This window comes from Litchfieldia stipae (assembly GCF_014837155.1).
Lineage (GTDB): Bacteria > Bacillota > Bacilli > Bacillales > Bacillaceae_L > Litchfieldia.
The window spans coordinates 102841-124715 of record NZ_JACYHA010000008.1 but is presented as its reverse complement, the minus strand read 5'-3'; the positions used below and the strand labels follow the sequence as shown (position 1 = coordinate 124715).

Here is a 21875-nt window from a genome sequence, read left to right as displayed (position 1 = left end):
GAAGGTTCCTTCCTGGCTGAAGCATATCAATTCATTCAACGAAATCGTGGCTGAATCCCCCGAACTTGATCCATAATCCGACGAAAGAACGGCATGATTCAACGGAAGGTTCCTTCCTGGCTGAAGCATATCAATTCATTCAACGGAATCGGAGCGAAATCCACCGAACTAGTGCCATAATCCGCCGAAGGAGCGGCATGATTCAACGAAAATGTTCACTAATTCAACAAACCTCAATTTCCTCTTACATCAATCTAAATTCAGCATCAAATTTCAAAAAAATATCCTCACTTAAAAGCAGTGAATTCATTTCATAATTCGAACGAATTTCCACAAAATAAGCAAAAAGCTCAACTTAAATTTATGAATTTCAATGAATAGATATTATCTATATCGGCATATAACGGAAAAATAATGCGTTTTGATGAATAATTATACATCTATCAATAGTTATTTGAATATTCGCCCTGTTCTGAAAATGGTTATATGTTACGATAAATAAGGTGTTTTTAATACCGTCTTATTCAAGGGGTGAAAAAAGAACTATCATGAAATTGTATGCTTGTGCATATCCATTTTGTGACAAGACTTTTAGGAGGTGAAGGAATGGAACACTCTTTAACAGGCGCTACTTGGTTTTGGTTTTTAGTTCCGATGCTAGCTACAGTTGTATTATCGATCGTAACATGTAGACCAGCGAAAAGTAAATCTGAGGGGAGAGGTTAAGTAGATGGATGCAGCAGTTTTAACAACATTTATAGTATATTTAATTGGGATGTTAGGTATAGGTATTGCAGCTTATAAACTAACTAGCAATCTGTCAGACTATGTATTAGGCGGAAGGCGATTAGGACCAGGGGTAGCGGCATTAAGTGCAGGTGCTTCGGATATGAGTAGTTGGCTATTATTAGGGTTGCCAGGTGCTGTGTATGCAAGTGGAGGAATGAATCAAATTTGGTTAGCGGTTGGACTGACAATCGGTGCGTATCTGAATTGGCAGTTTGTCGCAGGAAGATTAAGAACCTACACAGAGGTTGCAAATGATTCAATTACGATTCCTGATTTCTTAGAAAATCGATTTAAGGATACCTCTAAATCGTTACGTGTGATATCTGCATTAGTTATTCTATTGTTTTTCACATTCTATACGTCATCAGGTATGGTAGGTGGAGCATTATTATTTGAATCTTCATTTGGACTTTCATATCAAACAGCATTATGGATAGGTGCAATTGTTATTATTTCTTACACATTTTTAGGTGGATTCTTAGCAGTAAGTTGGACGGATTTCATTCAAGGGATTCTGATGTTCCTTGCATTGATCGTTGTGCCAATTGTTGCTGTGAGTAAGCTAGGTGGTTGGAGTGATACAGTTAATGCCGTTGGAGACATTGACCCAACCTATTTAGATGCTTTCACTGGAATGACTGGAATTGGGATTATCTCGCTGTTAGCATGGGGACTTGGATATTTTGGTCAGCCACATATTCTAACTCGTTTTATGGCATTACGTTCAGTAAAAGATGTTCCGAAAGCTAGATTAGTAGGTATGGCTTGGATGGTATTTGGATTATTCGGTGCTGTGTTTACAGGATTTGCGGGTATCGCTTATTTTGCAGATTCACCACTACCAAATGGTGAGCAGGTATTTATTATTTTCACCGATGTATTATTCAATCCATGGGTATCTGGTATTCTATTAGCCGCGATCTTAGCAGCAATTATGAGTACAATTGATTCTCAGCTTCTTGTTTCATCAAGTGCAGTCGCAGAGGATTTCTATAAAGCTATCTTGAAAAAGGATGCTACTGAAAAGGAACTTGTATGGGTAGGTCGAATTTCTGTTGGGGTTATTGCTTTAATTGCAATTTTACTTGCAATGAATCCAGAAAGCTCAGTATTAGATTTAGTAAGTTACGCTTGGGCTGGTTTTGGAGCTGCGTTTGGTCCCGTTATCATTTTATCCCTTTTCTGGAAACGAATGAATCGATGGGGTGCTTTGGCTGGAATGGTAACTGGAGCAATCACAGTAGTTGTTTGGAAGATCCTTTCCACTGACAAATTAAATGAAGCTGGAGAAGTCATTAAAGAGGCAGTTATTCCATTTAGCCTCTACGAGATCGTACCTGGCTTCATTATTGCTACAATCGCAATATGTGTAGTGAGTTTGGCAACTGAAGCTCCTTCACAGGAAATTCAAGATGAGTTTGAGAAAGCTCGTGGCTAATCGTTATAAATGAAAGAGAGTCGTGCTTGGAGGTGTGAACTATTCCAAGTGCGGCTCTTTTTTTGTGCCGAAACTCCGTAGACTGAATACACTCTGCTTCAAAAAATTCACAATAATCGTGAATTCACCAGACGAATTCTTGCTTTAAAGCCCTAAACTTTGGTATTATCGAGGTAATGTCGAGGGGCGAATTCCGTGGAGGTGAAATGATTTATGTCTAGAATATCAATTGATCAAGTAAAGCATGTTGCAAACCTTGCAAGATTAGCGGTTACTGAAGATGAAGCGAAAATGTTTGCGAAGCAATTAGATGATATTATCACATTTGCAGAGCAATTAAATGAATTAGATACAGAAAATGTTGTGCCAACATCACATGTATTACCGATGAAGAATGTCTTACGTGAGGATGTATCAAAGTCAGGATTACCTGTTGAAGAAGTCTTGAAGAATGCACCAGATTCAAAGGATGGACACATTCGAGTGCCATCAATTATTGAGTAAGGGAGGGGAGGAAAGAGAATGTCTCTTTTTGATCATAAAATTTCAGAATTACATAGTATGTTACATAAGAAAGAAATATCTGTTACTGACCTTGTGGACCAATCATACAAACGAATGAATGAGGTTGAGGACAAGGTTCAAGCATTTTTAACATTAGATGAAGAGAAAGCTCGAAGCTATGCCAAGCAATTAGATGAAGCAATTGGAACAAAGGATCAATTCGGTCTTTTATTTGGGATGCCAATTGGTATTAAAGATAATATCGTAACAAAAGGTCTTCGTACAACCTGTGCGAGTAAGATCCTTGAAAACTTCGATCCAATCTATGACGCAACTGTTGTTCAAAGATTGCAGGAAGCGGAATCAGTAACCATTGGTAAGTTAAATATGGACGAGTTTGCGATGGGGTCATCCACTGAGAACTCAGGGTTCAAGGTAACGAAGAATCCATGGAATACAGATTATGTTCCAGGTGGTTCGAGCGGTGGTTCAGCTGTAGCTGTTGCTGCAGGTGAGGTGCCATTTTCTCTTGGATCTGATACAGGTGGTTCAGTACGACAACCAGCTTCTTTCTGTGGTGTAGTTGGACTTAAGCCTACATATGGTCGCGTGTCTCGTTATGGACTTGTAGCGTTTGCGTCATCGCTAGATATTATTGGGCCAATTACAAATAGTGTTGAAGACAATGCTTATTTACTTCAAGCGATTGCAGGTGTCGACCCAATGGACGGGACATCTGCTAATGTGGACGTTCCAGATTATCTTTCCGCTCTTACAGGAGATGTGAAGGGATTGAAAATTGCTGTACCAAGTGAATACCTTGGTGAAGGTGTAAGTGAAGAAGTGAAGCAATCTGTATTAAGTGCACTGAAGGTATTAGAAGGTCTTGGTGCTACGTGGGAAGAGGTATCACTGCCTCACTCTAAATATGCAGTTGCAACCTACTACCTTTTATCATCATCAGAAGCATCAGCAAACCTATCGAGATTTGATGGTGTAAGATATGGATACCGCACAGACAATGCTACTAACCTGTTAGAAATGTACAAGCAGACGAGAAGTGAAGGCTTTGGAGATGAAGTGAAGCGTCGTATTATGCTAGGAACATTTGCGTTAAGCTCAGGTTACTATGATGCTTATTATAAAAAGGCACAAAAAGTTCGTACATTAATTAAAAAGGATTTCGAGGATGTATTTGAAAAGTACGATGTTATTATCGGGCCAACAACTCCAACTCCTGCGTTCAAAATAGGGGAAAAGATCTCAGATCCACTAACCATGTATGCCAATGATATTTTAACTATCCCAATGAACTTAGCGGGTGTACCTGCTATTTCTGTTCCTTGTGGTCTTTCTACTGAGGGGCTTCCATTAGGGTTACAAATCATTGGAAAGCATTTTGATGAGAGTACCATTTATCGTGTTGCTGATGCGTTTGAGCAAGCAACAGAATTTCATAAAGCAAAACCACAATTGTAAGGGGTGAAAAAATGAACTTTGAAACCGTCATTGGACTTGAGGTCCATGTTGAACTTAAAACAAAATCAAAAATTTTCTCAAGCAGTCCAAATGCGTTTGGTGCTGAGCCGAATTCAAATACATCTGTGATTGACCTTGGGTATCCTGGAGTTCTTCCTGTGTTAAACAAACAGGCTGTTGATTATGCAATGAAAGCTGCGATGGCTTTGAACTGCGAGGTCGCAACAGAAACAAAGTTTGACCGTAAGAACTATTTTTACCCAGACAATCCAAAGGCGTACCAAATCTCTCAATTTGATAAGCCAATCGGTGAGAATGGCTGGATTGATATTGAAGTAAATGGTGAGACGAAGCGAATTGGGATTACTCGACTACATCTTGAAGAGGATGCAGGAAAGCTAACTCATACTGGTGATGGCTATTCGCTATGTGACTACAATCGTCAAGGAACACCATTAGTTGAGATTGTATCAGAGCCAGATATACGTACTCCTGAAGAGGCGTATGCGTATCTTGAGAAATTGAAGTCAATCATCCAATATACAGGCGTTTCTGATGTGAAAATGGAAGAAGGGTCATTGCGTTGTGATGCGAACATCTCCTTACGACCAGTAGGACAAGAAGAGTTTGGAACAAAGACAGAGCTTAAGAATCTAAATTCATTTGCGTTTGTTCAAAAGGGCTTAGAATATGAAGAAAAGCGTCAAGCCGAGGTGTTAAATGCTGGTGGTGTGATCGATCAAGAAACACGCCGCTATGATGAGGCAACAAAGACAACTCTTCTCATGCGTGTCAAAGAGGGATCTGATGACTATCGTTACTTCCCTGAGCCAGATCTTGTTGAGCTCTATATTGATGATGAGTGGAAAGCACGTGTTCGCGCAGAAATTCCTGAGCTACCAGATGCGCGTAAGAAGCGCTATGTAGAAGAACTAGGACTTCCTGAATATGATGCAGCAGTATTAACGATGTCTAAGGAAATGGCAGATTTCTTTGAATCTGTTGTTGGAGCGGGAGCTGACGCGAAACAAGCTTCAAACTGGATCATGGGTGATGTGTCAGCTTACTTAAATTCAGAGTCGAAGAGCCTACAGGATGTCGCGTTAACAGCGGAGGGATTAGCTGGAATGATCAAGCTGATTGCCGATGGAACGATTTCTTCAAAAATTGCGAAGACCGTCTTCAAGGAGCTTATCGAAAACGGTGGCGACGCAGAAGCGATTGTAAAAGAAAAAGGTTTAGTTCAAATTTCGGATGAGGGTGCATTAACTGAAATTATCACAAAGATCATTGATGCAAATCCTCAATCAGTGGAAGATTTCAAGGGTGGTAAAGGCAAGGCAATTGGATTCCTTGTTGGTCAAGTGATGAAAGAAACAAAAGGACAAGCAAATCCACAGCTTGTAAATAAGATATTAGCGGCAGAATTAAATAAGAGATAATAAATCTACCGTTGTTAAAAAGCACATCACTCTTAATCTGGTGGTGTGCTTTTTAGAATGATTTTTATGAGGTGATTGGTTTGGTTAGCTATTCAACTTTGTTTCATCCAATCGCTCTGACGCTATTAGTTGTACCCATTTCAATTGGTATGGGGCTACTGATTAATTGGAAAACAAATAAAATACTTGTCGGAGTGCTGGTACAGTTAGCGATCAATATGCTTTTTGATCTTTGGTTTTGGGGTTATTTTTATGAAGAGGGAATGTACTCAGAGCAAATATTTACTTTTGATACGCTCTTCATGTACGTATGCTTTTCTGGTCTTACATGGATCCTATCAGTTGGATTACGTAAGAAGCGAGTAAAGAAAATGGAATAGCGGATGAGAAAAGATAGAGTGGTAAATGGCTACTCTATCTTTTTTTGTCTTGAACCAAGTAAAATATAAATAACATATTTTTTAATAAAAAGTGTAGGGGTCTTGAAATTCTACACGTTTATTTAATAGATAGAGAGAAAGGGGGTGGGTGTAATAGAGGATGAGAAGCTGATTGAGAAGGCGATAGCTGGTAATGAACAGGCATTTCGCTTTCTGATTGAAAAGTACCGGAACTATTTATATAAGGTTGTATACTCGGTGGTTCGGAATGAAAATGATGCTGAGGATGTAACCCAAGAAGCATTTATTAAAATCTATTACGCTCTCCCTAAGTATCAACATCAGGGCTTCAAGACATGGATGACAAGAATTGCAATGAATACCGCGATCGATTTGAAACGAAAGCATGCCAGACAAAAGGAAAGTGTGGTTGAACAAGACGCACTGTCCGTCATGGCAGAGTCAGAGGAAGATGTGGTTGTTCCTCTACTTAGAAAAGAACAAAGTGAAGTTGTACGAAATCGAATTAATGAGTTACCAGATAATTACCGTGAAGTCATTCAGGCTTATTACCTAACCGAGAAAAACTATAAGCAAATTGCCCAGGAGCAACAAGTTGCAGTGAAGACGGTTGAAGTGAAGTTGCATAGAGCTAGGAAATGGATGAAAAAACATTGGAAGGAGGATGATTTTTGATGAACCATTACAATCAAGAGATCTGGTCTAAATATATCAATAATGAGTTAGAAGAGAATCAACGGGAGCAGGTAGAAAATCATCTCTATTCATGTGATCAATGCCTTGAACTCTATATGACACTCATCGAACAGTCTGAACATCTACCTGAATTAATGGATGATCAACTTACTGAAGAGGTTATTAAGCAATTGCCGTTTAGTGAGGAAAGTAAGTCAGTTAGAAAGCGAAGATTCACCCAGCACCCACTATTCCATTATGGAATTGCAGCAACAATTACATTTGGATTGATGTCTTCAGGCGTCTTTCAAAACATAACAGGATTTGTCTCAACGGTTGAGGCTGCCTCAAATACTAGCAAAGAGACGACGATGACAGAGAGCTTAATGGAAAAAGCCATTAACATTATTAACTTATTTGAACCAAAACAACAAAAGGAAGGTGAATAAGATGAAGAAAAATGCAATGACTGGATTTCTGCTTTCATTCATTCCTGGAGCAGGCCACTTATATATGGGACGAAAACGAGGTTACTTTTACGCAGGAATCTCAATCCTATCGTTCATCATGTTTCTATTTGTCGGAGCAGTAAATTATTATGGCGAAGAATACGTCATTTTTGCTTTTATTAGTGTGTTTTTCATAGGTGTCATTAACATGTTTGATATGATTATCTACTTAATAAAAGGTAGTCATAAAACAAATGAAGCTTTACCGCGGCATGAAAATGTAGAGGGAACTGTTCAACAAGTTGCTCCTGCTACAAATGATAGTGAGCGATTTAATACGATTCTACTATCCTTTATTCCAGGGTTAGGGCATTTTCATTTAGGGTTAATGAATAGAGGATTGACGTTTCTAATAGGTTTCTTTGGACTAGCGATGATGATTGTGTTTATCACAGCGATGACGGGTCAAGGCGGTTTTATGACGTTTCTAGGAATTCTACCAATCATCTGGATTTATAATATGTTCGATTCGATCCAACAGCTGAATAAGAAACAAAAAGGGGAGGAGTTAGCCGATCGAACAGTGCTAGAGGATTTTGAAGATACAAGACGTGAGCAAGGGAAAAAGAGTAAAGCACTTGCAACAATTCTATCGATTTTCCCTGGAGCGGGTCATATGTATCTAGGCTTACAAAGACGTGGGCTTCAGCTTATGGCGGCATTCCTATTCGGGATATATATCCTTGATATTTTAAGATTATCTTTGTTCTTATTTCTCATCCCATTGATTTGGTTTTATAGCTTCTTTGATGCTCTGCAAAAGGTGTCAAAGCATGGGGAAGAAGATGTCGAGGATATTCCACTTGTTTCTTACTTCATCAATCACCAGCGTTGGTTTGGGATTGGGCTCCTTGCATTAGGCTTGTATTATATGTTTGATAATGTGTTAGTCAGTTCATTAAGCCCATTGCTAGATACAAAGTTCGGGATTGATCTTTCATTTTGGTACTATAATTACTTTCAAACCTTTGTGATATGTACTTTGCTTATTGGTGGAGGCTTGAAGCTTATCTTAGGTAGTAAGAGTCGGAAGGAGGAAGTGCAATGAGGAAATGGCGTGTAGGTACGGTGTCTATGGGATTATCCCTGATTTTGCTCGGAGTCATTCTATCAATCTCACAAGTCAAAGGAACTGGGGCGTTTGTGCCCCTTGTCATGTGGTGGCCAGCGATTCTTGTGGTGCTTGGAATTGAAATTCTACTCTTTCTCTTTTTTTCAAAGCAGGAGAACCCGATCATTAAATATGATATTTTAAGCATACTATTTGTTGGCGTTTTAGGTACAGTTGGGATTGCCTTAACTGTATTAACGTCTAGCGGTTTATTAGAGGAAGTACACACAGTGGTTGGATCAGAGCAGAAGACATTTGATTTGCCTGCACTTGCTGAGAATTTGCCGGAAGATATACAACGTGTAATCGTTGAAACAGGTTTTCAAGCTGTAAAGGTGGAAGCAACGAAAGAAGACGAACTTCATGTGTTTGGAACTTATCGTTCAGACATTCTGCCTAAAGAAGAACCACCTATTACAAATGTAGATGAGTATATGATGACAAAAACGGTTGGTAATACTTTTTATATTTATCTTAAGCAGCCAAAGGTGAAAAATAGTCCTTTTTCTGGATCGTACACGAATATTTCACCAACGATTGTCGTGCCAGAGAATCTACGTCTAGAGGTTCGTGGACAGGGTAATGAAATTGGATTATATGCGACATCTATAGGGAATCATTGGGTAGTAGATGGTGCGGGTACGGTCAATCTTCATGTGAATGAGGACAGTGATATGCAGGTTTCAGCTCTTGTATCAGAGTCGTTAAAGGGCTATGGGCATAAATGGGATAAGGTCGAGGAATCAGATGAGGAAGAGGTAAATTATCATCAGCGCTATAAGGGTTTATTGACACTTGGAAGTGGGTCTTATCACCTTGATATCACGAATAGTGAATGGGTTAATCTTCATTTGGTTGAACAGATGAAATAAGAATATAGGTTGTTTTAAAATCAAAACTCGCGCTTTGATAAAATTGCTTAATTAAATCGAATAAGCTATCATATGATAGTGGTGTAGAAATTACATATTTTTAACAATAATTAGGATGATGTGTAATGAAAAGAGCGAGAATTATTTACAACCCGACTTCGGGGAGAGAATTATTTAAAAAACATTTACCAGAGGTTCTTGTACGTCTTGAGAATGCAGGATATGAGACTTCTTGCCATGCAACAACGAGAGCTGGAGATGCGATTCATGCGGCGCGAGCGGCGGTGGAGCGTAGATTCGATCTTGTGATTGCAGCTGGTGGCGATGGGACGATTAATGAAGTGGTCAATGGAATTGCAGAGATGCCATATCGACCAAAGCTCGGCATTATTCCAGTGGGGACAACGAATGATTTTGCACGTGCGATAGGTGTGCCAAGGTCTTCGATTGATGCAGCATGTGATGTGATCGTTGATGGAGTGTCTGTTCCGATTGATATTGGACGAGTGAACGATCAATATTTCATCAATATCGCAGGAGGCGGACGTCTAACAGAATTAACATATGAGGTTCCAAGTAAGCTTAAAACCGTGATCGGTCAATTAGCTTACTATTTAAAAGGGATTGAAATGCTACCATCGATTAAACCAACACATGTTGAAATTGAGTATGACGGGAAGCTGTTTGAAGGCGAGATTATGTTATTTCTTGTTTCACTGACGAACTCGGTCGGTGGATTTGAAAAGCTAGCTCCAGATTCTTCATTGAATGATGGGCTGTTTGATCTGATCATTTTGAAGAAGGCAAACCTTGCTGACTTTATCAAAATTGCTTCACTCGCTGTCAGAGGAGAGCATGTCCATGATCCACATATCTTGTATACGAAGGCGAATCGAATCAAAGTGAAAACGGACGAGAAGATGCAGCTGAATTTAGATGGTGAATATGGCGGATTATTGCCAGGCGAGTTTGTGAATTTGTTTGAGCATATTGAAGTATTTGTATCAAGAGAGAAAGCGGAGAAGATGAGCGGGAATGCTGGTCAGTAAACTTCGTGTTATATGAGAGACTTTAAAAACTTGGTCTTTGTGCCAAGTTTTTTGTTTTGGCTGATTACATTCCCTTCGCTTCTAAATAGCGAAGGGAATGTAAGAAGAGTGGTACAGAAGAAGGCGATGAAAGCCCGAACGGTGCTCAAGCTCCCACGTAAAGTCGTTCAAGAAGCGAATGGACACTAAACAAAGTCCTTGTCCCCACGCAAGGTCACTTATAGCTGATTGTCTTCATAGAAAAATTAAACTTCCAACTGTCATGAGTGAATTCAAGTTTTAAGATGACTGTTGGCTTATGATAGAACAACTGTGATACAATCAGTTTTAGCAACTTGAACGTAAAGGAAGTATACTATGGAAAAAATGATGATACCGATAGAGAAAAATGAATATTATGATGTGACTTTTGAGGACCTGACGCATGATGGTGCGGGTGTGGCAAAGGTTGAAGGGTTTCCAATCTTCGTTCCCAACGGTCTCCCTGAGGAAAAAGCAAAAATTAAAATTACGAAGGTGAAAAAGGGCTATGCCTTTGGACGCCTCGTTGAATTATATGAACAAAGTCCATTCAGAGTGGATGCTCCTTGCCCGATTTATAAGCAGTGTGGTGGGTGTCAGCTGCAGCACTTGAGTTATGAAGGTCAGCTAGTAGCGAAACGTAAACAAGTTGAGGAAGTATTAACTAGAATTGGTCATTTAAAGGGTGTACCAGTGAACCCGGTGCTTGGTATGGAGAATCCTTGGCGCTATCGAAACAAAGCCCAGGTTCCTGTTGCTGACCGTGAAGGTGGACTTATTGCAGGATTTTACCAGCAACGTAGCCATGAAATTATTGATATGGAAGCATGTATGATTCAGCAGGAGAAAAATGATGAAGTTGTACAAGCCGTCAAACGAATTTGTGAGAAATATGGATTTCGCGCTTACGATGAGAAGAACCACCGTGGAACCATACGTCATATTATGGCTCGATATGGCGTCGTGACTGGTGAAGTTATGGTTGTACTAATCACTAGGACTGGTGAATTACCTCATAAGAATAAAATCATTGAAGAGATCGTTGCAACGATTCCTGATGTGAAATCAGTTGTACAGAATATTAATCCAAAACGCACGAATGTCATATTTGGTGATGAAACCAATGTGCTTTGGGGAGAAGAATACATTTACGATTCCATTGGTGAGATCAAATTTGCTATTTCGGCTAGATCATTTTATCAAGTAAATCCTGAACAAACAAAGGTTCTTTATGATAAGGCGTTAGAGTATGCAGGATTAACTGGAGAAGAATCTGTCATTGACGCTTATTGTGGGATTGGAACGATTTCCTTGTTCTTAGCTCAAAAAGCGAAAAAGGTATTTGGTGTAGAAATTGTGCCAGAAGCGATTGAAGATGCAAAGCGAAATGCTGAATTGAACAATATCAAGAATGCAGAATTTGCGGTAGGTGAAGCAGAGGTCGTCATTCCTCAATGGAAAAAAGAAGGGAACACTGCCGACGTAATTGTAGTTGACCCACCAAGAAAAGGCTGTGACGATGCACTCCTACAAACCATTATTGAAATGAAGCCAAAACGAGTGGTCTATGTATCATGTAACCCAGCGACATTAGCAAGAGACCTACGCGTACTTGAAGATGGTGGTTTTAAAACGGTGGAAGTGCAGCCGGTGGATATGTTTCCTCATACGACGCATTGTGAGGCTGTAGCGAAGATTGAATTGAAATTGTAAAACAATAAAAGACTCTTCCGAACCATATTAGTCATTTCAGATATACAATTCTGATTCAAGATCATCCCGGTTTTCCTTATTAGGAACCGGGATTTTTTTCTGGCATAATTCAATAGGGAGTCAATAAATTTCAATAGTTTATCCTAGTTCCAACCTGCTTAATCACTTGCCAATTCAGGCAAATCAGTATTTTTTCAGGGAGTGAAAAATCCGGAAAGAATTTATCCCCATCCTATTTCGCCATAAAAAAAGTTGCTTCCTTAGACATATAGCTCTTTCTGCTAATTCTTTTTAGACACAACATCCAATAGATTTTGTAAAGCTGCTATCCCTTTTATTTGCTCTGTTAGTGCAAAATCAATGTATTCTAATGATGTTAAAGCCATTTTCTTAGCCTGAGCAACGTTGTTGTTTTCAAGGTCTGATATTATTTCACGAACAATATCCAAGGAGTAAACGACTCTTTGTACAGTTCGGATAATCAGCACCGTACGTATATCGGATGGACTATATATACGAAACCCACTCTCTTTGTTCCTTTCAGGGGTGATTAGCCCTTCCTTTTCCCAATGTCTAATAGCAGATGCGGATACATTCGCTTCTTTAGCAACTTCTCCAATTGTAAAAAAGGTTTTCTTACTGTAATTAGGAATTTCCGTTAAATCTTTTAAATCAAGTATTTCAATCGTTTTTTGTACGGTTGCCTTTTCAGTATAAAGATTTACTTGTGCTTTATTAATCAGCCATAATCCCTCCATCATTTGTCCGTTTTTGATAAGTGGCATGATTTCTTTAACTAAATCCATACCAAAACCGGGTAATAATGCTCGAATACATTGAAAATAGGCTTCATGAACAGAGGTATAAATTCTATAACCATTTGCTGCTCTATCGACGAAAGGAATCAGTCCCCATGATTCGTAATGTCTTAATGTACTTGTGCTTATATTCAACTTCTTAGCAATTTCAATTCCTTTCATAGAAATATCCTCTCTGTACCTTATAAATTAAAGTTCAAGTTGATGACGGGTTTTTATAATAGAATACAACAATATAAAAGAAAAAAACACTAAACATTAGCATTTGCATTAATGTTGTACTCTAGAAATATAAGGTCAAATAATGAATGCCTTATGGAAATCTATTTAAAGGGAGCGAATACCTATGCAAAATCGAAAAATGAATCAAACAATCGTACCTTATTTTATGGTGCTTAGTGCTTCACAATTTATTGAATTTACTAAGGATGTTTTTCAATCGGAAGTAATTAACGTAAATAAATTAGGGGACACAGAGGGTGTTATTCATGCAGAAATGAAAATCGGAGAAAGCATCATCTATTTCGCTGATACATCACATGATGGAAGTTGTGGGCCAGGAGTATGTGGAGATTTAAAGAATGATGGTTTAGTCCCTATCCAAATGTACATTTATGTTGAAAATGCAACAGATACTTATAAAAAGGCCATTAAAGCAGGAGCAACATCAATTATGGAAGTCATGGAAGATGGAGAAGGTGGTTCTATGGCTGGGTTTGTAGATCCTTTTAGTAATTTATGGTGGGTTCAATCAAAATAAAAATCATTCCGAAGGTTTTTCCGGAATCAGTCCGGGTAGACCTTCTATTTTTATACTGGATATTCTTGTACTACAATGATTGCTTGTCAGTTCATGCCCGATGTGTTGTCATTAGAAAAAATAGTTTTCGACAGTATGTATAAACCCTGTTTAAAAAGATGTAAGTAAACCGATAGATATAAGCATGGAAAGTCGGGTATAAGGTGATTTCTCTTGTTATGTTATAAGTGAAAGGAGTTGTTTAATGGATATGTTAAAAGGGATGAACGAAGCATTAACCTATATTGAGGATCATTTAGATGGTTGTATTGATTTAAAAGAAGTGGCGAAAAGAGCGTACTGCTCTGAGTTCCATTTCAAACGATTATTTTCTCTTCTATCAGGTATCACGATATCAGAGTATATTCGTAGACGGCGATTAACAGTAGCAGCTTTGGATTTGAAAGATCAGCATGTAAAAGTAATTGATATTGCCATCAAATATGGATACCAATCTCCAGATGCCTTCTCCAGAGCTTTTCAAAGTTTTCATGGGGTCATTCCAACTTTAGCTAGAAATCCAGAGCAGAACTTGAAAGCATATCCAAGAATGTCCTTTCAATTAACCATTCAAGGAGGAACTGTGATGAAATATCGTATTGTTGAAAAAGGACCATTTAAAGTTGTTGGGGTTAAGTATGCAGTTGAGATGGTGGATCAAATACTCACACCTACCTACGAAGATATGATAGAGGGCATTAGTGACAACAAAATGACAGAATTGGAGTCCCTCTCCAATATGGAGCCCAATGGTATTGTTCATGTATCAGTCAATTACTCAGAAACGATGGAAGGAAAGGCAACCTTCGATCAGTATATAGGAGCGGTCACTGCGAAAGAAGTATCGGATGAGTATGCAACGTTAGAAATCTCTCCTTTATTATGGGCTATTTTTGAAGTAGACGGAGAATGGACGGAAGTTGAAGAACAGTGGCAACGTATTTATTCTGAGTGGCTACCATCGTCTTCTTATGAGTTGGCAGAAGGTCCAGAAATACTAGCTAGTAAGGATCAAAAAAGTGAAATTTGGATATCAATTAAGAAAAAAGATTAAATCTTATAGGTATGATCTAAAATAAATTCATTTCAGGGCTGGGTCAAATAGTGACCCGGTTTTTTGTCTTCTTCACTGTATAAATCCGGGACTTCCAACATTACTATTTTTGTAGAATGTCTTGAGAGAAAATTCCGACGTTTTTACATATCACTAGTGATATAATAAATTAAAAGTAAGGACGAACCGGAGGCACTTATGAATAGAAAAATAGGGATTAACTATTTATCATTTCTTTTACTACTTCTTACATTCTCACTAACAGCCTGTACTCAGAGTCCTGTTTTCGAATTGTATGAAGGTAGACCTTTAGAAATAGCGGTGATTGGAGAGCCTCCAGAGGTAAATGAGGAGCAAGTGGTTTTTAGAGAGATCTCATTTGATCAAATCGCAAGTGAAGAACTGGATTCCTACGACGCAGTAATTATCAGGGAAAATAATCTTTCAGAGGCTGCTGAGGGTAAATATGCAGACATTTACCTAAATTCAACTATTCCATTCTTTTTTATATCAGCGAATAATCATATCCCTTTTACAGTGAAAGAAACAGGATATAATGAGTCTTGGCACTGGACTACAGGTAAAGGTGAAAGCTACGCTGTAGGGGTTCTTCTTATAAAAGAATCTGAGTCGTTAAAAAGTTGGGGATTTAGTATAGGTGACGATTACAATGAAGATGAACACATAAAAGATATATATTCTAGTATATTTAAGGAAATTGATGAGCTTGATCATTGAAATGTAAAAGGAGCATAACTAATTTGCTCCTTTTTGTTGTGGAAAATAATATGAATATAGCTTCAAGTTCTTCTATTTCTCCAGAAAAGTAGAAAACAACATCAATTTCAAATTTTTATAGTTGTACTGTAAACTTTTCCAGGGCATATGACTCTTTATTATTGTAGGAGATTGGAAAGGAGGAGTTATGGATTCACAGTTTTTGTTGGAAATATACAATAAACAGGCAAAAATGATTTATTTTTATTTAAAAAAGAACGGTTGTAGCCATGAGGATGCAGAAGATATTGTTCAAGAGAGTTATATGAAATATATCGCTTATAGTAGTGGTGTTCCTTCGGATAAGGCTCTTTCATATATTTTCACTATTTCCATGAATGAATTTAAAAAAATGTTGAAGAAAAAAGGGAAAGAACAAGCAATTTCGATTGATGATCAACGCTTCTGGCATAATTTTGCGAATGACGAAAGTACTGAAAATACAGTATTAACTATCGAAAGAAATCATGAGATTGCCATAACTTTAGAAAGCATTCAAGAAGTCTATAAACAGCTGCTCCTATTAAAATATGAATTTGAGCTAAGTTACAAAGAGATTTCATTATTACTAGGAATGAAGGAAGAAACGATTAGGACATATTTATTTCGGGCAAGAAAGGAATTTCAAAAGAAGTGGAGGGATCTACATGAGTGAATACTCAGAAGATATGTTTGATGAGAAGAAGATAAAAAAAGCGATAAAAAAAGGGAAAATGAAAAATTTGATGACGATTATAGTCGTTTCACTCATTGTATTCGTTATTTTGTACATTGCTAATTTCGCTATCTCAGCTTATTTTAGCCAGAAGGCATTTAAGCAATGGGATGCTTATGTACGACTTAGTACACCGAATGGTTATATTAGTGAAACGGTGGATTCGCGAGGTATTCTAGGCGGAATGAGTCAATATAAAATTTCAAAGGACATGAAAATTAAGTCAATCGTTCTTGAACAAAAACAATATCATTTTGGACTTAATCCATCTGTATTGGTTTCAAGAGGATCAGGTGGTGGCATCGGAGTCACAGGAGAAGACTGGCAATTTTCTTATAAAGAAAATGGTTGGAGAGAAATGTTGTTCTTTCATCCAATGGTTGATTATAAAAAATATAAAAATGATGAAGAACTGATTGAAAATATGGAGGGGAATCGAATATATGAGGTAGCTCTTTCCTTTGATAAGCCGTACAAGCAAAGCGAACTGCCTCTCATGTTGCTCCCTAAAATGACGTGGTTTTGGGTGAATTCTTATAGTGACAGTCAATTAGACACTTTTCAACAAGAGGCGAAGGAATACGATTGGTCTGCAACATTTATTAATGAGAACGAAGCATTAGGTTTTTCTCTTAGAGACTCATATACTTCAATGGCAGATATGAGCTATGAATATGATGAGTTCCTTAAGCTACTGAAAACAAGTATGTTCACTGAACACAAGAAAGCCTACGACACAATGAAAGAAATCAAAGTGGAAGATGTGGAACTGCTAGGGGTAGTCGTTTATGGCACAAAGGATGAAATCATGGATATTATGAAAAATCCGATCATTAAGGCTTCTTCATTAGGAGGCGTTATTGAAAATTATTAATGAAGAAGGAAAATAAGGTGTTTTTGCTGAATTATTGAGCCATAATCCGCCGAAAGAGCGGCATGATTCAACGGAAGGTTCCTTCCTGTCTGAAGCATATCAATTAATTCAACGAAATCGGGATGGAATCCCCCGAACTTGAGCCATAATCCGACGAAAGAACGGCATGATTCAACGGAAGGTTCCTTCCTGGCTGAAATACATCAATAAATTCAACGAAATCGGGGCAGAATCCCCCGAACTTGAGCCATAATCCGACGAAAGAGCGGCATGATTCAACGGAAGGGTCCCTCTTGACTGAAGCATATCAATTAATTCAACGAAATCGGGGTGGAATCCCCCGAACTTGAGCCATAATCCGCCGAAAGAGCGGCATGATTCAACGAAAGGTCCTTTCTGTCTGAAGCATATCAAGTAATTCAACGAAAGCGGGGTGGGATCCCCCGAACTTGAGCCATAATCCGCCGAAAGAGCGGCATGATTCAACGAAAGGTCCTTTCTGTCTGAAGCATATCAATTAATTCAACGAAAGCGGGGCGGAATCCCCTGAACTTGAGCCATAATCCGCCGAAAGAGCGGCATGATTCAACGAAAGGTCCTTTCTGTCTGAAGCATATCAAGTAATTCAACGAAATCGGGGCGGAATCCGTCGAACTAGATTTGAAAGGCGACAAATTTTAAAAAAACAAGGTTGCAACCACGAGTTGCGGTTGTTCAATGTACAGTTGGTAGAGTGCAACCGAATATGTATCTATACTAAAGTTATAGAATTGAAGGAGGTTTTCTGTGGTTGTAGGTAATAAAGTTACTGTGGTACGTATTAGTGAAGTATGGATAGCTATGAAGAACTTCTTGATACGATGATACATATTTCATCCTATTGAAAAAGCAGGGGACATAATTCCCCTGCCCGAATGAAATATTAAACTTCCTTATCATTATTATATTCGTATAATTGGCTGTTTAAGCTTTCCAATTGTGCGTTTTGTGAATGTGGAAATCCATCCTTGTTCGTCTTTTGTGAACACATCCAGCACGAACAATGGATTTTTCCTTTTGCGAAATACCCAGTTAAGACTGGTTGCCATCCTAATTGCTTTACAATCTTGCTTTTGCGCTGAATGACTCTCTTTCGATGATGTCGATAATAGGCGCGACTTCGATTTTTAATATGTGGCTTCATGACCATCACTCCTTGGGATAAGGCTCAGCCTATAAAAGTCCCCCAAAGAACTATTAGACCATTACAGGCTGAGTATGATGGCAATACATGTAGTGTAACTCTCCAAACGAATCACCTCTTGTAGAAATTGTTCCTTGCATTTTACAGTAATGGATTATTTAAATAGACTATCAATCTGTTCTCGGTCATGTTCTAAAATCCAATCATTTAGTTCTTCATAAATTAAATAGGAATCGTCTTTATTTATGCTTTGGTGCGGTTTCCTTGATTGATATTGAATTCCTAGTTTTCAACAATCTCTCTATCTTGGAAAATGCTTGATGTATTTCCTTTTACCTTATCATAAATCTTGAAAGCAAAATAGCCTAGCAATCCCCCAAAGGTATTTAGTATTAGGTCATCTACATCGAAAATTCCAACAGAAAAAACGACCTGTAAGCATTCCAAACATAAACTAAAACTCAAAGTTCCAACTAATACTCTAATGAATGACATTCTTTTGTTTTTTGACAATAATACAAGAAACATGCCAAATGGGACAAACGCTGCGATATTCCCAACAAAATTACTAAAATCATGCCATCCTGATATACTACGAATATTGATGAGTATTGTTTCAAACGGGAGGAAATTGCCACGTTGTAATTGGTACATGAGATGATCAGGGTTTCCAAGACTCTGCTGAAGTTGAAACATGAGAAAGTCAATATCTCTCCAGCGAAACTTAAATAGAATGATTTTAAATACTGCATATATATAAACGACAAATAGTGCTGGTACAATAATATTGTTCTTTACGATCGTTTTTTTCATTCCGCTATCCTTACCTCCTTAATGGTTAGTATGAGCTGATTAGGGAAACACTGTCACGATGATGCCATCCATATTGTTGCCTGATATTTCCCAATGAAGATTGGACGGGACATCAATGGTCGTTTCTTTGGTTATAGGGTAATATGAGATGTCATATTTTTTACCACGTAGTGTTGTTGAAATGCTCTTTTGTTCTTTTAGGAAATCGAGATATTCCTCTAAAGCAAAATTCTTCTCCTGCATAATCGCACTGTGAGGCAAACCTACATAGCGAATATGCCAAGGCTCATATTGAATTCCAGTTATATCTGTTTTATCCTCAGGATAACGTAGAATGAACCCGTATTTCCATGCGTTTTCTTCTATCCATTTTCCTTCTGGTGCATCCGCCATCTTCATTTGCGTAGATCCTACATCAAGAGATAAGCCAAGATTGTGTTCGCTATAGCCTGGTGGTAAGGCAAAGGCAGATCCCATATCTTGATAGAGTATACTTTGCTCTTGAAAGTCTCGAAAGCCACTTGTAATGGCGAAATATTGAAGGCCATCTTTCCTTGCAGCAGCAACCAGCTCTGAGAATTTATGAGCAATATCCTCTGACAAAGAAATATCATTTCCTAACAACACGTAACCTTGTACCAAATCATGGTTATCAGATAAATTAACAATATCCAATTTAATCCCCTCTTTGTGAACTGGATATTCACTATTGACCAATAAGAGATCTCCATGATAGATTTGCTCTTCTGTCATTTTTATTTTTTGGGTATTCCCAGAGATTTTTCCACCCTCTACTATCTTAGTTGTAGATTGATTATTGTTTTGTATTATGTCATTTGGTTCCGAAAAAGGGTCTACCTTTACGAAAGTTAACCCTAGACATATAATTAATGCTAATAAAAAGCCCCATTTCTTCATTTATCAGTTTCCTCCATCATCTTATTTGCTTATAAGTGTAAGGAAAACTATTTAAAAAAAGAGTGGGGTAAATTTTAAATTTTTCTTAAACTCTTATCTAGAATGTTAAACATGATCTTGTATTTGACTATCCAGCGGTAAGCGCACTTCAAAAATGGTGCGAATTATACTACTTTCGGCAGTAATGGCTCCATTATGCTGTTCGACAATATTCTTGGCAATGAACAAGCCAATCCCGGTGCCGCCTCCCTGATGAGTTCGGGCTTTGTCCCCTGTATAAAACATATCAAAGAGATGGGGCAACTCATTCTGAGGAATGGGATCTCCATAATTCACAATCTGAACAACTACTGTATCAGAATCAATAAAGCCATTAATATCAACAAACTGTCCATCGTTACCATAGCGATTCGAGTTGGTCAGAAGATTTTCAAACACACGTGCTAATAGTTCTCCATCACCCCAAATAGGTAGCTGTGGGTTCACATTTATTCTAGCGGTCAAATCATTCTTTTCGAAAACTGGATACAATTCTTCCTTTAATTGATTAAGGAGGTCACTTAAATTGATATGATTTTTTTTAATTGGCAATATGCCATAGTTCATTCGAGTGATTTCGAATAGTTCATCAATCAGTCTTTCTAAACGCTGAGATTTAGTAAAGGCAATTGTTAAAAAATGTCTAACCTGTTCTTGAGTCAAATTCTCATCCTTCAGGATTAAATCTAAATAACCTAAAACAGAGGTGAGAGGTGTACGGAGATCATGCGCTAAATTTACGACTAGCTGATCTTTGCTACTTTCCGAGAAATCTCCTCTTTCGATGGCTTGTTGCAATTGTTCACTTGCTAGATTAATATCTTGAGCAATATGTTCAAATTCATCATTTGATTTCAGTTGAACTCGATAGGAGAAATCCCCTTGGGCAAGATAACGAATACCAGTGGAAATCTCCTTGAAATAGGTCGAATAACGCTTAGTAAGTAAATAAAAAAACAAAAAAGAAAGTGGAATAAATAGTAGTAAAAAGAATCTAGTATCGCCCATATCTTTCAAGATTTGACGATAGAAAAACAGTGTTTCACCGAATTGGACAAATGTATGATAATAAAACTGTAGTCCTTTAAAGATTAAGTAAGTGATCATACCAGCCATAAGCATACTTAAACCAAATAATACAATGATTTTGGAGCGAAAACTGCGGATAAGTTTATTCATTGAACGCGTACCCCACACCCCATACGGTTTTTATAAATTTATGTTTCCTTTTATCTTCTTCAAGTTTTTTTCTTAATGTACGAATATGGACCATTACAGTATTAGCACCTTCAAAATAGGCATCACCCCACACTTGCTGAAAAATTGTTTCCACATTAAAAACTTTTCCAGGGTGACTGGCTAGTAAGTACAAAATATCAAATTCTTTAGGTGTTATTTTGATCTCTTCGCCATAGAGAGTCACTTTACGTTGATCGGGAGAGATAACCAATCCACCAGTTTCCAGAGAGGTTTTATTACCTAAATCTGATTTTGGTTGGTTCAACTTCATATAACGTCGGAGATGAGCATTTACACGAGCAACTAATTCGATTGGGGTGAATGGTTTTGTCATATAATCATCTGCCCCAATGACTAGGCCCTGTACTTTATCGAAATCCGATGTTTTTGCGCTCAAAAATATGATTGGCATATTATACTGTTCACGAATACGGCGGGTGACCTCATAACCATCCATTTTCGGCATCATAATATCCAGTATTAGCAAATCAATGACCTGAGTCTCGACAATACGAAAAGCCTCTTGTCCGTCCGAGGCTTTAATCACATGGTACCCTTCTTTTTCTAAATGGATGCCGATCAGATCAGCAATTTCCTCCTCATCATCAGCTATTAAAATTGATAAGCGTTTCATTTATTTCAC

The 21875-nt window shown here is 38.0% G+C and carries 22 protein-coding genes; 16 read left to right on the top strand and 6 right to left on the bottom strand.

The genetic code is table 11. The features are described from left to right. Window positions 1–730 precede the first annotated feature (730 nt). The 11 genes from putP to rlmD all read left to right on the top strand — a co-directional run bounded on the left by putP (window position 731) and on the right by rlmD (window position 12003). Window positions 731–2227 (top strand): sodium/proline symporter PutP, encoded by a 1497-nt coding sequence (gene putP, locus F7888_RS11635; protein ID WP_191779662.1) that lies wholly within the window; start codon window positions 731–733, stop codon window positions 2225–2227. Between the two features lie 213 nt (window positions 2228–2440). Next, complete coding sequence (gene gatC / locus F7888_RS11630; protein WP_191779660.1) at window positions 2441–2731, top strand: Asp-tRNA(Asn)/Glu-tRNA(Gln) amidotransferase subunit GatC; 291 nt, start codon at window positions 2441–2443, stop codon at window positions 2729–2731. Window positions 2732–2749: 18 nt separating this feature from the next. Then, window positions 2750–4210: an Asp-tRNA(Asn)/Glu-tRNA(Gln) amidotransferase subunit GatA gene (gatA, locus tag F7888_RS11625; protein WP_191779658.1), complete on the top strand. Its 1461-nt coding sequence runs from the start codon at window positions 2750–2752 to the stop codon at window positions 4208–4210. Between the two features lie 11 nt (window positions 4211–4221). Further along, on the top strand, window positions 4222–5652 hold the full coding sequence (gene gatB, locus F7888_RS11620) for an Asp-tRNA(Asn)/Glu-tRNA(Gln) amidotransferase subunit GatB (protein WP_191779656.1): 1431 nt from the start codon (window positions 4222–4224) through the stop codon (window positions 5650–5652). Window positions 5653–5732: 80 nt separating this feature from the next. Then, window positions 5733–6032 (top strand): hypothetical protein, encoded by a 300-nt coding sequence (locus tag F7888_RS11615; protein ID WP_191779654.1) that lies wholly within the window; start codon window positions 5733–5735, stop codon window positions 6030–6032. A gap of 144 nt (window positions 6033–6176) precedes the next feature. After that, a complete protein-coding gene (locus F7888_RS11610; RefSeq protein ID WP_318246268.1) occupies window positions 6177–6728 on the top strand; it encodes an RNA polymerase sigma factor in 552 nt (183 codons plus the stop codon). Next, complete coding sequence (locus F7888_RS11605) at window positions 6728–7177, top strand: anti-sigma factor family protein (RefSeq protein ID WP_191779652.1); 450 nt, start codon at window positions 6728–6730, stop codon at window positions 7175–7177. Before F7888_RS11610 ends, F7888_RS11605 begins: the two co-directional genes overlap by 1 nt. 1 nt (window position 7178) lies before the next feature. Next, on the top strand, window positions 7179–8285 hold the full coding sequence (locus F7888_RS11600) for a hypothetical protein (RefSeq protein WP_191779649.1): 1107 nt from the start codon (window positions 7179–7181) through the stop codon (window positions 8283–8285). Further along, on the top strand, window positions 8282–9220 hold the full coding sequence (locus tag F7888_RS11595) for a hypothetical protein (protein WP_191779647.1): 939 nt from the start codon (window positions 8282–8284) through the stop codon (window positions 9218–9220). Before F7888_RS11600 ends, F7888_RS11595 begins: the two co-directional genes overlap by 4 nt. 125 nt (window positions 9221–9345) lie before the next feature. After that, window positions 9346–10269 (top strand): diacylglycerol kinase, encoded by a 924-nt coding sequence (locus F7888_RS11590; RefSeq protein WP_191779645.1) that lies wholly within the window; start codon window positions 9346–9348, stop codon window positions 10267–10269. Window positions 10270–10626: 357 nt separating this feature from the next. Beyond that, a complete protein-coding gene (rlmD, locus tag F7888_RS11585; RefSeq protein ID WP_412095997.1) occupies window positions 10627–12003 on the top strand; it encodes a 23S rRNA (uracil(1939)-C(5))-methyltransferase RlmD in 1377 nt (458 codons plus the stop codon). Window positions 12004–12284: 281 nt separating this feature from the next. Here the strand turns inward: rlmD and F7888_RS11580 are convergent, their stop codons facing one another. Then, window positions 12285–12983: a MerR family DNA-binding transcriptional regulator gene (locus tag F7888_RS11580; protein WP_191779643.1), complete on the bottom strand. Its 699-nt coding sequence runs from the start codon at window positions 12981–12983 to the stop codon at window positions 12285–12287. A gap of 184 nt (window positions 12984–13167) precedes the next feature. On the opposite strand from F7888_RS11580, the gene F7888_RS11575 reads away from it, so the two are divergent. From F7888_RS11575 to F7888_RS11555, 5 genes are all read left to right on the top strand, one after another. Continuing rightward, window positions 13168–13581 (top strand): VOC family protein, encoded by a 414-nt coding sequence (locus F7888_RS11575; protein ID WP_191779641.1) that lies wholly within the window; start codon window positions 13168–13170, stop codon window positions 13579–13581. A gap of 244 nt (window positions 13582–13825) precedes the next feature. After that, entirely contained in the window at window positions 13826–14674 is an 849-nt protein-coding gene (locus F7888_RS11570; RefSeq protein WP_191779639.1) for an AraC family transcriptional regulator, read from the top strand. 198 nt (window positions 14675–14872) lie between these two features. After that, window positions 14873–15412: a hypothetical protein gene (locus tag F7888_RS11565; protein WP_191779637.1), complete on the top strand. Its 540-nt coding sequence runs from the start codon at window positions 14873–14875 to the stop codon at window positions 15410–15412. 187 nt (window positions 15413–15599) lie between these two features. Further along, window positions 15600–16106: an RNA polymerase sigma factor gene (locus tag F7888_RS11560; protein ID WP_191779635.1), complete on the top strand. Its 507-nt coding sequence runs from the start codon at window positions 15600–15602 to the stop codon at window positions 16104–16106. Beyond that, on the top strand, window positions 16099–17040 hold the full coding sequence (locus F7888_RS11555; protein WP_191779633.1) for an anti sigma factor C-terminal domain-containing protein: 942 nt from the start codon (window positions 16099–16101) through the stop codon (window positions 17038–17040). The genes F7888_RS11560 and F7888_RS11555 overlap by 8 nt, the downstream gene beginning before the upstream one ends. 922 nt (window positions 17041–17962) lie before the next feature. Here F7888_RS11555 and F7888_RS11550 read toward each other — a convergent pair. The 5 genes from F7888_RS11550 to F7888_RS11525 all read right to left on the bottom strand — a co-directional run bounded on the left by F7888_RS11550 (window position 17963) and on the right by F7888_RS11525 (window position 21866). After that, window positions 17963–18223, bottom strand: coding sequence for a hypothetical protein (locus tag F7888_RS11550; protein WP_191779631.1), 261 nt, complete (start codon window positions 18221–18223; stop codon window positions 17963–17965). A gap of 282 nt (window positions 18224–18505) precedes the next feature. After that, window positions 18506–19036 carry a VanZ family protein gene (locus F7888_RS11540; protein ID WP_191779629.1) on the bottom strand — a complete coding sequence of 177 codons (531 nt, stop codon included), beginning with the start codon at window positions 19034–19036 and terminating at the stop codon, window positions 18506–18508. Between the two features lie 39 nt (window positions 19037–19075). Beyond that, entirely contained in the window at window positions 19076–19954 is an 879-nt protein-coding gene (gene vanY, locus F7888_RS11535) for a VanY-A/VanY-F/VanY-M family D-Ala-D-Ala carboxypeptidase (protein WP_191779627.1), read from the bottom strand. Between the two features lie 105 nt (window positions 19955–20059). Continuing rightward, window positions 20060–21172, bottom strand: a complete 1113-nt coding sequence (locus F7888_RS11530) for a sensor histidine kinase (RefSeq protein WP_191779625.1) — start codon at window positions 21170–21172, stop codon at window positions 20060–20062. Further along, complete coding sequence (locus tag F7888_RS11525) at window positions 21165–21866, bottom strand: response regulator transcription factor (RefSeq protein ID WP_191779623.1); 702 nt, start codon at window positions 21864–21866, stop codon at window positions 21165–21167. Before F7888_RS11525 ends, F7888_RS11530 begins: the two co-directional genes overlap by 8 nt. Between the last annotated feature and the right edge of the window lie 9 nt (window positions 21867–21875).